At 62.0% G+C, this 12073-nt stretch carries 10 protein-coding genes; 9 read left to right on the forward strand and 1 reads right to left on the reverse strand.

All coding sequences use genetic code 11. From position 1 onward, the window contains the following. A partial coding sequence (locus ACUXUR_RS22885; RefSeq protein WP_445504661.1) for an amidase occupies positions 1–1079 on the forward strand: 1079 nt, incomplete at its 5' end. A 253-nt stretch (positions 1080–1332) separates the two neighbouring features. Here ACUXUR_RS22885 and ACUXUR_RS22890 read toward each other — a convergent pair. Continuing rightward, positions 1333–4938 carry a hydantoinase B/oxoprolinase family protein gene (locus tag ACUXUR_RS22890; RefSeq protein WP_445504662.1) on the reverse strand — a complete coding sequence of 1202 codons (3606 nt, stop codon included), beginning with the start codon at positions 4936–4938 and terminating at the stop codon, positions 1333–1335. Positions 4939–5048: 110 nt separating this feature from the next. On the opposite strand from ACUXUR_RS22890, the gene ACUXUR_RS22895 reads away from it, so the two are divergent. From ACUXUR_RS22895 to ACUXUR_RS22930, 8 genes are all read left to right on the forward strand, one after another. Further along, positions 5049–5567, forward strand: coding sequence for a winged helix DNA-binding protein (locus ACUXUR_RS22895; RefSeq protein ID WP_445504663.1), 519 nt, complete (start codon positions 5049–5051; stop codon positions 5565–5567). A gap of 26 nt (positions 5568–5593) precedes the next feature. Then, a complete protein-coding gene (locus ACUXUR_RS22900) occupies positions 5594–6487 on the forward strand; it encodes a LysR family transcriptional regulator (protein ID WP_445504664.1) in 894 nt (297 codons plus the stop codon). A 95-nt stretch (positions 6488–6582) separates the two neighbouring features. Then, on the forward strand, positions 6583–7392 hold the full coding sequence (locus ACUXUR_RS22905) for a putative hydro-lyase (RefSeq protein WP_445504665.1): 810 nt from the start codon (positions 6583–6585) through the stop codon (positions 7390–7392). A 114-nt stretch (positions 7393–7506) separates the two neighbouring features. Beyond that, positions 7507–8562: a TRAP transporter substrate-binding protein gene (locus ACUXUR_RS22910; RefSeq protein ID WP_445504666.1), complete on the forward strand. Its 1056-nt coding sequence runs from the start codon at positions 7507–7509 to the stop codon at positions 8560–8562. A gap of 84 nt (positions 8563–8646) precedes the next feature. Next, on the forward strand, positions 8647–9261 hold the full coding sequence (locus ACUXUR_RS22915; RefSeq protein ID WP_445504667.1) for a TRAP transporter small permease subunit: 615 nt from the start codon (positions 8647–8649) through the stop codon (positions 9259–9261). A gap of 4 nt (positions 9262–9265) precedes the next feature. Further along, positions 9266–10546 carry a TRAP transporter large permease gene (locus ACUXUR_RS22920; protein ID WP_445504668.1) on the forward strand — a complete coding sequence of 427 codons (1281 nt, stop codon included), beginning with the start codon at positions 9266–9268 and terminating at the stop codon, positions 10544–10546. Positions 10547–10554: 8 nt separating this feature from the next. Then, positions 10555–11235, forward strand: a complete 681-nt coding sequence (locus tag ACUXUR_RS22925) for a DUF2848 domain-containing protein (RefSeq protein WP_445504669.1) — start codon at positions 10555–10557, stop codon at positions 11233–11235. Between the two features lie 30 nt (positions 11236–11265). Continuing rightward, positions 11266–12066: a hypothetical protein gene (locus tag ACUXUR_RS22930; protein WP_445504670.1), complete on the forward strand. Its 801-nt coding sequence runs from the start codon at positions 11266–11268 to the stop codon at positions 12064–12066. The last annotated feature ends 7 nt before the right edge of the window (positions 12067–12073 follow it).

A 12073-nucleotide genomic window follows, 5' to 3' on the forward strand; every position in this document is an offset into this window, starting at 1 on the left:
TGCCAGGATCGGACCTTGCCTATTTAGCGAGGCTACCGAGGTACAGCCTGTCCCTTCAGGAGACTCTCGGCGTCTCCCCCCGCGCGGCGGGAATGGTGGTCATCGGTAAGACCAACATGCATGAATTCGCCTATGGAGTGACCAGCGCCAATAGACATTTTGGGGCCGTCATGAACCCGTTGGGCCGGACGCGGCTTCCCGGGGGCTCAAGTGGCGGGTCGGCGGCCGCCGTCGCCGGAATGGCCGCGGCGGCCGTCGGTTCCGACACAGGCGGCTCCATTCGAATTCCGGCAGCGGCCTGCGGGCTGGTCAGGCTCAAGCCGACCTATGGCCTCGTCAGCTGCGAAGGTGTCATCCCGCAGGCCTGGTCCCTTGATCACCTGGGTCCGATGACCCGATGCGTCGACGATGCCCGCCTGCTTCTCGAAATCCTCGCCGAGCGTGCCATTGCCGCCCCAGACTCACCTCCGTCCAATTGCCACGTTGGCGTCCCACGGACGCTGATTGCAGCGGCCAGCACCGACGCGCAGTCCGCATTCGATGCCACCATTCGTGATTTCGAGCGCTTGGGCGCAACGATCAGTTTAATCGATCTCCCAGATCTGGAGGCGGCGCACCGCGCATGGCTGACGATCTTCCTTGCAGAGTCGGCCGCCTATCATCGTTCCAACCTGCTCCATCACGCCGAACTGATCGATCCGGGCGTGCGCCCCTTCCTGTTGGCCGGGACGCTGATTGAGGCCGGACAGTACGAAGCCCAGCGCTTCCGCCGCCAGTGGTCAGAGGCCGTCCATGAGGTGCTCGCCGACGTCGATGTCCTCGTCAACCCGACTCTGCCTGCAGCCGTCCCTCGGCGGACCGACCTGCACGTGAGCGGCGCACAGGGACAAATGAGCGTGCGGGATGCGATGGTCTTCTATCAGTGGCCCGCAAACCTTTTGGGATGGCCTTCAATCGCCATCCCGACCACCGAGCGCCTCGATGGCTTGCCCTTCAGTGCAATGCTGACCGGCAAGCCCTACGCGGAGGCTCGGCTGCTCGCCATAGCGCTCACTTTCGAACGGTTTCAGGAAACCTGATGGCGCCAGGGCCGCTGGTGGTCATGCTGTCATCGGGCGGCGGATTTCCATCCTCTTGCCATCGACGGATCCCACACTCCGCTCGATGAAGCCTTGTGGCCTGCGGCCTGAGCAGACATCGTCAACGAAATGGCAATGCTGCGAGAACAGAGGAGCTTTCCATAGCGATGTGGCCGCCTGAACCGGGTACGATCGCTCCGGTCCAGACGGCCATGGCTAGGCTCTCAGGCTACGAGCGCCATGGCTCGGCGGATCAGTTCTCCACCGTTCCGAACCCGCCGCCTGTCGGCGTGCGAACGATGATGGCCTCGCCTGAATCGATCTGAGTCTGGTCGCATCCTCCCAGCCGTTCGAGACGTCCGTCCTTTCGGCGCACCCAGTTCTCACCCACCTGACCAGGCTCGCCTCCGGCGAGCCCGAACGGGCGCACCCGGCGATGTCCGGAGAGGATCGCACAGTTCATCGGCTCCAGGAACCGGATGGTGCGCGAGGTCCCATCGCCGGCATTCCAGCGGCCGCGGCCTCCGGAATTGTGCCGGATGTGGAAGTCTTCGAGGACGACCGGGTAGCGAACCTCGAGCACCTCGGGATCGGTAAGACGGGAGTTCGTCATGTGGGTATGGACAGCATCGGCGCCATCAAATCCGGGCCCTGCGGGAGCACCCGAGCAGATAGTCTCGTAGTACTGGTACACATCATTGCCGAACGTGAGATTGTTCATGGTTCCCTGCGCCGCGGAGAGAGCGCCGAGAGCGCCGAACAGGCAATTCGTCACCGCCTGGCTGACCTCGACGTTGCCCGCAACGACAGCGGCCGGATATTGCGGCGAGAGCATCGATCCTTTGGGAATGATGAGGTTGATCGGACGCAGGCATCCGGCATTCATGGGAATGTTGCCTTCGACCATGACCCGGAACACGTAGAGAACCGCCGCACGCGTCACCGGCTCGGGCGCATTGAAGTTGTCGGAACGCTGGGGCGACGTTCCGGTAAAGTCGACTGTTGCCTCCCGGCGCTCGCGATCAACGGTGATCTTGACACGGATGAAGCAGCCCTGATCCATCTCGTATTCGAAAGACGAGTCTGACAACGCGTCGAGCACCCGCCGCACGCTCTCGTCGGCATTATCCTGCACGTGACCCATATAGGCCTGCACCACATCGAGCCCGAAGTGCTCGACCATGCGCCGCAACTCCGCCACGCCCTTCTCGTTGGCGGCGATCTGCGCCTTCAGATCGTTGACGTTCTGGACAACGTTGCGCACCGGGTAACGTGCACCCTGCAGAAGCTGCCTGAGCTCCTCCTCCAGGAAGCGACCGCGATCGACCATCTTGAAGTTATCGATATAGACCCCCTCCTCCTCGATATTCATGGCGAGCGGAGACATCGAGCCGGGAGCGATCCCGCCCACATCGGCATGGTGGCCGCGCGATGCCACGAAGAACAGGATCGTCTGCCCTGCCTTGTGGAAGACCGGTGTGACGACCGTGATGTCGGGCAGGTGCGTGCCGCCGTTATATGGGGCGTTGATCGCAAAGACATCGCCGGGGCGCATGTTGTCGCCATGGGCCCGGATCACGCTTTCAACCGACCTGTCCATGGACCCCAGGTGCACGGGCATGTGAGGGGCGTTGGCAACTAGGCGGCCATCCGCATCGAAAACCGCGCAGGAGAAGTCCAGACGTTCCTTAATGTTCACGGAATAGGCCGTGTTCTGGAGCGTGACACCCATCTGCTCGGCGATCGACATGAAGAGATTGTTGAAGACCTCGAGCATGACCGGATCCGCTTCCGTTCCGATGGCAGGCGCCACGCGGGCTGCCTCGGTCCGCCGCATCACCACATGGTTCTTCGCCGTAACCTCCGCAGCCCAGCCGGGCTCGATGACGATTGTCTGATGCGGCTCGATCAAAAGCGCCGGGCCGGCAAGGCGCACGCCCGGCGCCAGCCTCTCGCGATGATAGACGGCGGCCTCGTGCCAGGCTCCTTGAGAAAAGAACCGGGTCCGTGCCGTAGGTTCAGCCGTCATCGAGGAGACCGGAAGGTCCGCTTCGTCCGCAGGTTGGCCGCCGCCGACCGCCTCGACCGTAACCGCTTCGATGCTGAGATGCCTCGTCTCGTCGATGAAGCCGAAGCGGGCGCGGTGGGCAGCCTCGAAAGCCGCCTTCATGCTTGCGATATCGGCGAAGTCGACGGTCAGCGACATGTCGGTTCCGGCGTAACGGACGTGCGCGCGCTGGTGAACCGTGATGTCTTCGTCGGGAACCGATTGCTGCAGCAATTCCTCACGCGCGTCGTGGGCGAGATCCGCAAGGATCCGGGTTGCATTCGCGATCCCGGTCTCGTCGAGTGGAGCCTCGACGGTGCGCTGGCGGGTGGCGCGGATATCGGCGAGGCCCATGCCATAGGCGGAGAGAAGTCCGGAGAACGGGTGGATCATCACCGTCTTCATGCCGAGGGCATCGGCGACGAGGCATGCATGCTGACCGCCCGCACCGCCAAAGGATTGAAGCGCGTACTCGGTGACGTCATAGCCCCGCTGCACGGAAATCTTCTTGACCGCATTGGCCATGTTCTCGACGGCAATGCGAATGAACCCGTCGGCCACGGCTTCGGGGGAACGGCCGTCGCCGATGCGGCCGGCCAGCTCCACGAACGCCTTCCGCACGGCATCGACATCAAGCGGCTCGTTGCGGTTAGGTCCGAAGATAGCGGGGAAGAAGCTCGGGTCGAGCTTGCCGGTCATGACATTTGCATCCGTCACCGCAAGCGGGCCGCCCCGACGGTAGCAGCGCGGGCCCGGATTGGCACCGGCCGAGTCAGGGCCGACCTGGAAACGTGACCCGTCATAGTGGAGGATCGAGCCGCCCCCTGCGGCAACCGTATGGATCAGCATCATCGGAGCCCGCATGCGCACTCCGGCCACCTCGGTTTCAAGAGTGCGCTCGTACTCGCCGTCAAAATGCGACACGTCGGTGGACGTGCCGCCCATGTCGAAGCCGATGATCTTGTCGAATCCGGCGATGCGGGCGGTCTCGACGCATCCGACGACACCCCCGGCAGGGCCCGAAAGGATGGCATCGCGTCCGTGGAAGAGGTTGGCGTCGGTCAGTCCACCTGAGGACATCATGAACATGAGGCGTGCGCTGCGCTCGGTCTCGTCGCCCAATTCGGAGGCGACCTGGTCAACATACCGGCGCAACACGGGCGACAGGTAGGCATCGACCACGGTCGTATCGCCACGGCCAACGATCTTCATCAGCGGGCTGACCTCGTGCGAAACCGAGACTTGGCTGAACCCGACCTCGCGCGCAATCGCGGCAACGGTCTGCTCGTGAGCCGGATAGCGATAGGAATGCATGAAGACGATGGCGCAGGCGTGAATGCCATCCGCATAGGCGGCGGCAAGATTGCGACGGACGAGATCGAGATCGGGCTCGGCCTCGACAGTTCCATCGGCAAGAACCCTTTCATCGACCTCGAGCACGCGCTCGTAAAGCTGCTCCGGCTTGGTGATGTTCTTGGCGAAGATATCGGCGCGGCCCTGGTATCCGATCTTAAGCGCGTCGCGGAAGCCCCCCGTGATGACGAGCAAGGTGCGATCACCCTTGCGCTCGAGCAGGGCATTGGTCGCAACCGTCGTGCCCATCTTGACTGTGGCGATTTTCCCGGTCGGCAGAGGCTCCCCGCCCTGGATACCCATCAGTTCGCGGATGCCCTGGATCGCCGCGTCGCGATACGCTTCAGGGTTTTCGGAGAGCACCTTGTGGGCCAGGAGAGCCCCGTCGGGCTTGCGCGCGACGATGTCGGTGAACGTCCCACCGCGATCGATCCAAAAGTCCCACTTCCCCGAAACCATGAGTGTCCCCTATGATTAGTATTAATTGATCGGTGAAATGTAGATAAATTATCGGCAAAATGTCAACGCGACTTTCCGATGGGTAAAGTCTAGCCAGGGAGTTTGAAAAAATGTTGCAGAGTGATGCCCCCGGCCCGATTGTCTCGTCCGCTCACTTAGCCTCCGGTGGCCTTCCCGCCCTATCGGAGTTCGAGTTCGGCCTCATCCTGGCCTCACATGCCTTTCACCGCTGGATCGTGCGGGGCATGGCGGCGGCGGGATTGTCGGACCTGTCGCCAACAGACATCTTCGTGCTTCATTCCATTCATCATCGGTCGAAGCCGAAGCGCCTCGCCGATATCTGCCTCGTCCTGAACATCGAGGACACGCATGTCGTCACCTATTCGGTGAAAAAGCTCGAGCGGCTCAAGCTCGTAGCCAGTTCGAGAGCGGGCAAGGAAAAGATGATCTCGGCAACAGAGGCCGGGTCCAAGGCCTGCGAGCGCTACAGGGCTCTTCGGGAAGCCCTCCTCGTCGGGCCAGTCGCCTCCCTCGGTCTGGAGCCGGAGACCCTGTCGCGGTTGGCCAGTCAGATGCGCACCCTATCCGGCTATTACGACCAGGCCACACGGTCCGCAGCATCTCTGTAGGACCGAAACCTTAGGAGGGGACGGACATGGAACTCAAGGAAGTCGAGGCTTTGTACTGGAGCGCCACCCTGCGCAGCTTCTCGAAGGCGGCCATTCGTCTGGACACCTCCCAACCGACGATCTCCGCGCGCATCGCATCATTGGAGCGGCATCTCTCCCTTCACCTGTTCGACAGGAGCGGACGGGAAGCAAAGTTGACGCCAAGAGGCTTGGAGATGCTCACCTGGGCCGAGCGCATACTCAGCCTGCATCAGCAGGCCATGCATGCCATGTGCGGAGGCGCTGGCACCGAAGGCATCGTTCGCGTAGGGACCTCCGAAACGATTGTGCACACGTGGCTGCCAATCTTCATGCGGGCCTTCGAGGCACAGTTTCCGCGCCTCAGCCTGGAGCTGACGGTCGACACCACTCCCAACCTGCGAGACGGGCTTGCCGGGCAGGAGATCGATCTTGCCTTCCTGCTTGGCCCCGTACCCGATCCCTCGATCCAGAGCCGGACGCTGCCGACCTACAAATTGAGCTTTGTCGCAGCACCCCGCCTGGGATTTCTGGGGCGGCCCATTACTCTCAAGGAACTCGCAGACGTCACGATCATCACCTATGGGCGAAGGACGAGGCCCACCATTGCTCTCACGGATCTCTTTCGCTCCTCCGGGATGGCGCCGCCCCGAATGATCACGTCGGCCTCTATTTCGGCGAATATCAGACTCGCGGCTGACGGTGCCGGAGTCGCCATCCTGCCGCCGACACTCATCCCGGATGAGATCGCAGCCGGAAAACTGGGCCTTATCGAGACAGACATCGCGCTGGATCCTCTCCGCTTCACCATTTCGTATTGCAAAGCGCTCTCAAACCCGGTGAGCGAGGCGGTCGCCAATCTTGCCCTAGAGGTCGCCCGAAAGACCCATCAGGAAAGCTGATAAGTCATGCGCGGATCGAGACTATTGATTGTAATTTCCCGTCAAGTCTTAATGGGTTGTAAGAATAGCAATTCACTAACCTTAGGGAACCGACCATGAACGACGTACCGCGCCGCGCTGGTTACGATCTGGCGACAGGTATCGACGTGCGACAGGCTGCGAGGAGCGGCCGCCTGAGGGAGCAGACCTCGGGTCTGGCACCCGGGTTCGTGCAGGGCAACCTCGCGATTCTTCCTGCGGACCTGGCCTCATCCTTCCTGCGTTTCTGTCAGCGAAATCCTAAAGCCTGCCCCCTGATTGGCGTCTCCGAGCCCGGCGATCCCCGGCTTCCGGAACTGGGAGCCGATCTCGACATCCGCACCGATCTTCCCCTCTATCGCGTATGGCGCGACGGCGAGCTTGTCGACGAGACCCCGGACGTATCCTCGGTCTGGCGCGACGACCTCGTGTCATTCGTCATCGGATGCTCCTTTTCCTTCGAAGAGGCGTTGATGGCGGATGGAATCGCCCTTCGACACATCGTCAACGGCACCAACGTGCCGATGTACCTGACCAACATCCCCACCCAGCCGAGCGGCCCCTTCCATGGTCCCGTGGTCGTCTCCATGCGGCCGTTCAAGCCTGCGGATGCGATCCGGGCCATCCAGATCACATCGCGTTTTCCTTCAGTGCACGGAGCACCGATTCATATCGGCAAGCCGGAAATGATCGGGATCAAGGATCTCAACGTTCCCGACTATGGAGAGCCGGTACATGTTGCCGACGACGAGATTCCCGTCTTCTGGGCGTGCGGCGTCACCCCGCAATCCGTGATCGCCGCGGCCCGCCCCTCCTTCGCCATCACGCATGCGCCAGGCTTCATGCTGGTCACCGACCTGAAGAACAGCCGCCTCGCGAATGGCTAGCGCAGGCGCTGCGCTGACTGACGAAACGAGCACTGGGCCAAAAGGCGCGAATTTTTCGCCCGGTACTCCAAGACAAGAACAACGAACCGAACCACCAACCAAAGGGTAACTGCTATGAAATCTACCTTGTCGCTCGTCACGGCGAGCATTCTTTCCCTCTTCGTTGCCGGGGCTGCGTCGGCACAGGAATTGCCCAAGACCCACCTGAAGGTCGTTGGCGCCTGGGGCAACCTCTCGCAGTACAAGAATTTCGAGCAGCCCTTCTGGACTAAGGAGATCACCGATAAGTCGAAGGGTGCCATCACCGCCGAGATCACCCCCTTCAACGAAATGGGTATGAAGGGCGCGGAGATCTTCCGCCTGATGCGCCTCGGCGTAATCGATTTCGGCTCCACCGTCCTTGGCTATGTGGCTGGCGACGATGCCCGCAACGAGGCCGTCGACCTCGCCGGCCTTGCGCCGGACATCGCAACCGCCCGCAAGGTCTCCGACGCCTACAAGCCGGTCTATGACAAGTTCTACGGCGAGAAGTTCGGAATCAAAGTTCTCGGAATCTGGCCCTATCCTGCGCAGGTTATTTACTGCAACGGCGAGGTGAAGGGCCTCGCGGACCTGAAGGGCAAGAAGGTCCGCACCGGCAACCGCACCCTCGCAGAGTTTGTCGAGGCTCTCGGCGGCACCGGCGTGACGATGACCTTCAGCGAGGTTGTCCCCGCGTTGCAGAACAAGGTGGTCGACTGCGCCATCACCGGCACTCTCTCTGGCAACTCGGCGAAGTGGTACGAAGTCTCGACCCATATCCTCGAGCTTCCAGTCGGCTGGAGCCAGGTGATGTTCGGCGTGAATCAAAAGCGCTGGAACAGCCTTGACCCCAACGTCCGCACCTTCCTCGAGAAGGAGATCGCCGGCCTCGAGGATCGGATCTGGAAAGGCGCCGACGAGGAGACGCAGCAGGGCTTCGATTGCAACACCGGTAAGGATTCCTGCAAACTCGGCACCAAGGCGAACATGACCTTCGTGCCCATCAACAACGCTGACCGTACCCTTCTGAAGAAGGTGCTCTCCGAGACCGTAGTTCCGAAGTGGGCTGAGCGCTGCTCGGGCGACTGCGTCGCGAACTGGAACGCCACAGTCGGGAAGATCGTCGATATCCAGGCCAAGGCCAACTGAGGGCGCGCGGATCACTGAACCGTAGCACTCGTTTCCGGAGCCTCCCCACGGCGTGGGGAGGCTTCCAGCAAGGTTGATTTTGGCATGATACCTCTTCTTGATCGCTGGCTTGCGCTCGCAGATCGCCTCTCCATTCTAGCGGTCCGGGTCGCCGGTGCCATGATGCTGGCGGCTGCATTCCTCGTCGGAATTGACGTTCTGTTGCGCAAGACAGTGCTGATAACCCTCGGCGGCGCGGACGAGTTGTCCGGCTATGCATTCGCCGTCGGCACAACGTGGGCTCTCGCCTTCACATTGCTGCGTCGAGCCAATGTCCGTGTCGATGCGCTCTATGGTTGGCTCTCCGTCAGGGTCACGAGTATCCTCGATCTTCTTGCGCTCCTATCGCTCTTCATATTCGTTGGTTATCTCACGTGGCGTGCGGTGCTGGTCCTGCAGGACTCGCTTCTCTTCAGCACGCGCGCGACGACGCCGCTGGGAACGCCCCTGTGGATTCCGCAATCGCTTTGGATCGTGGGTTTCCTTCTATTCCTCTTCACAATCATTCCCTTGACCCTGAGGGCCGCGATTGCCCTGGCTACGGGCGATCTGCCCAAGGTTCGCCATCTCGCAGGCGCCATGACCCTCGAGGAAAGTGCAGCCGAAGAGGCAAGCCACACCGCGGAGCTTCGAGCTCCCCATTCAGGGTCGGAACGCTGACACCATGCTTGCTACGACACTCATCATCCTCCTCGGGCTTCTTGCCCTCTCCATTCCGGTCGCAGCAGCCCTCGGCGTTCTCGGCCTCGTGCTCGAGCAATTGTACAGCACGATGCCCCTGAGCCTGGCCATGGGTGAAATCGCCTGGTCGGCCGGCCGAGACTTCCTTCTGGTCTCGATCCCGATGTTCATTCTGCTCGGCGAAATCCTGCTGCGCTCCGGCGTCGCTGAAAAGATGTATACCGCGATGGTCAAGTGGCTGTCCTGGCTGCCGGGCGGCCTGATGCACTCCAACATTGGAGCCTGCGCAATCTTCGCGGCCACTTCCGGTTCCTCCGTCGCCACGGCAGCGACCGTAGGCACAGTCGCCCTCCCGCTCGTCAGCCGACACGGCTACAATGAGCGCCTGTTCCTCGGAACGCTGGCTGCGGGCGGAACGCTGGGCATCCTGATTCCGCCGTCGATCAACATCATCATTTACGCCGTTCTGACCGACACCTCGATTCCGAAGCTATACCTCGCGGCCATCCTGCCGGGCCTTGGGCTCGCCGGATTGTTCATGGCGTTCATTGTCGCGGCCTGCCTGTTCAAGCCGGCCTGGGGCGGAGCACGAATTCGGACGACTTGGGCGGAGCGGTTCGCCAGCCTTCCCGATCTTATCCCTCCCATGCTGATCTTCCTGGTCGTCGTCGGCTCGATCTATGCGGGCATCGCCACGCCGACGGAGGCCGCATCGCTGGGGGTGATCGCCGCGCTAATCCTGGCCGCCTTCTACCGGCGGCTCAACCTGAGAATGCTGCTCGAAGCATTCGAGAACACCATGCGCACGAGCGCGATGATCATGCTGATCATCATCGCCGCCTACTTCCTCAACTTCGTGATCACGGCGATCGGGCTGACGCAGATGCTCACGGATACGGTGGCCGGACTGGGTCTCTCCAAGTACCAGATGCTGTTTGCGGTGGTGATCTTCTACCTTATCCTCGGGTGTTTCATGGAGACGCTCTCGATGATGATCACCACGATCCCGATCATCTCGCCCGTCATGACGGCCCTCGGATTCGATTCGATCTGGCTGGGAGTCGTGATTGTCATTCTCATCGAGGCGGCGCTGATCACGCCTCCCGTGGGGCTCAATCTCTATGTCGTGCAGTCCCTGCGCAGCAAAGGAAGCCTCAACGACGTGATCGTCGGCGCTCTCCCCTTCGTGATCGCGATGATGATGCTCATCGGGCTCCTCGCCGCGTTCCCCGGGCTGGCCCTTTGGCTGCCTTCCAAATTCTGAGGTCCATCGTGCTTACATTCAATCGCATCTCACGGACTGGCGAGGATCGGATCGGCCTCGCCCCCCAGGCATTGGTCATTGCAGGTTGGGCGGGCCGAGACGAGCACGCCATCCAGCATCACATTGAGGAGCTCGCGGCCATCGGCGTCCCGCGCCCGTCGTCGGTGCCGGTCTACTACCGTGTTTCGGCGAGCAATCTCACCCAGTCCGAGCGTCTCGCGGTTCTCGGACCCGATTCCTCCGGTGAGGTCGAGCCGGTGCTGGTGGCGCTCGCGGACGGCTACTGGATCGGCATCGGATCCGATCACACTGACCGCAAGGCTGAAACAGCAGGCATTGCACTTTCCAAGCAACTCTGCGGCAAGCCCGTCGGCACTACCCTGTGGCGGCTGGAAGAGCTGGAGCCCCATTGGGACCAGATCATCATGCGCTCCTGGGCGATCATCGATGGCGAACGGGTGCTCTATCAGGAGGGAAAGCTGTCTGCCCTCAGGACGCCTCGGGATCTCATGGACTGTCGTCCAGCCGGTCTGGAGATCGCGCCAGGAACTGTGATGTATTGCGGAACCCTTGGAGCGATCGGCGGCATCAGGCCAGGCACGCGCTTTGAGATGGAGCTGGAGGACCCGGTGCTTGGCCGCACCATGCGGCATGCCTACGACATCGAGCTCCTCCCAGTCGTCTCCTGACCGTGGCTCCAAACCCTGAGGACAGTGTCCGTGGATCCATCGTTCTGGGCGCTTCTCGCCGTCAAAATGCTGGTCGCCGCCGCCATCGTGGTGACCGCATCGAAAATCGTGGAGAGGAGCGGCCCTTTTCTGGGGGCCATGATCACGACCCTGCCGATCTCGGCCGGGCCGGCCTTCGTGTTCCTGGCCGCCGACCATGACGCCGCCTTCATCACCGAGAGCGCCCTGGCCGGACTTCCGGTCACGGCCGCGACCGTCATCTACATGGTCGTCTATGCAACCGTCGCGCAGCGCCGCGGCGTCTTCGTAAGCATCGGGGCAGCATTTGCGGTGTGGGCGGCCTTTGTCTCCATCATCCTGCAAGGACGATGGTCGCTTGCCGGCGCACTCGCTCTGAACGGAGCGGTCTTTGCAGTGTCATTCGTCTATGCGCGCAAGCTGATGGGTACGACCATGCCGCCGCGCTTGCAAAAGAAGGCGTGGGACATTCCATTCCGCGCCGCCCTCGTCATGGCTGTCGTCGGAGGAACCATTCTGGCCGGGCGTACGCTCGGCCCGTCGGTTGCGGCCGCCGCCGCGCTCGCTCCGGTCGTGCTTATAAGTCTTGCACTGATCCTGCACCCGCGCATCGGCGGCGTAGCGACTGCATCAGTCGTGGCAAACGGCGTTCCGGGAATGCTGGGTTTCGTAGGGGCCTTGTGCATCCTGCATCTCGGGGCAGGCTCCCTGGGAGTCGTTCCAGCGCTCATCCTTGCCCTGGCAGCGAGCCTTTGCTGGAACGCAACTCTGATCGCGATACGCAGCTGGTTCCTGCAGACACGCAAGGCCTGAGGCGATC

This window comes from Microvirga medicaginis, from assembly GCF_052658925.1.

Coding starts and splice junctions, on each gene's coding strand:
- ACUXUR_RS22890 (WP_445504662.1), bottom strand. CDS start 4,938: ATGGTTTCGGGGAAGTGGGACTTTTGGATCGATCGCGGTGGGACGTTC.
- ACUXUR_RS22915 (WP_445504667.1), top strand. CDS start 8,647: ATGATACCTCTTCTTGATCGCTGGCTTGCGCTCGCAGATCGCCTCTCC.
- ACUXUR_RS22920 (WP_445504668.1), top strand. CDS start 9,266: ATGCTTGCTACGACACTCATCATCCTCCTCGGGCTTCTTGCCCTCTCC.
- ACUXUR_RS22895 (WP_445504663.1), top strand. CDS start 5,049: ATGTTGCAGAGTGATGCCCCCGGCCCGATTGTCTCGTCCGCTCACTTA.
- ACUXUR_RS22910 (WP_445504666.1), top strand. CDS start 7,507: ATGAAATCTACCTTGTCGCTCGTCACGGCGAGCATTCTTTCCCTCTTC.
- ACUXUR_RS22900 (WP_445504664.1), top strand. CDS start 5,594: ATGGAACTCAAGGAAGTCGAGGCTTTGTACTGGAGCGCCACCCTGCGC.
- ACUXUR_RS22905 (WP_445504665.1), top strand. CDS start 6,583: ATGAACGACGTACCGCGCCGCGCTGGTTACGATCTGGCGACAGGTATC.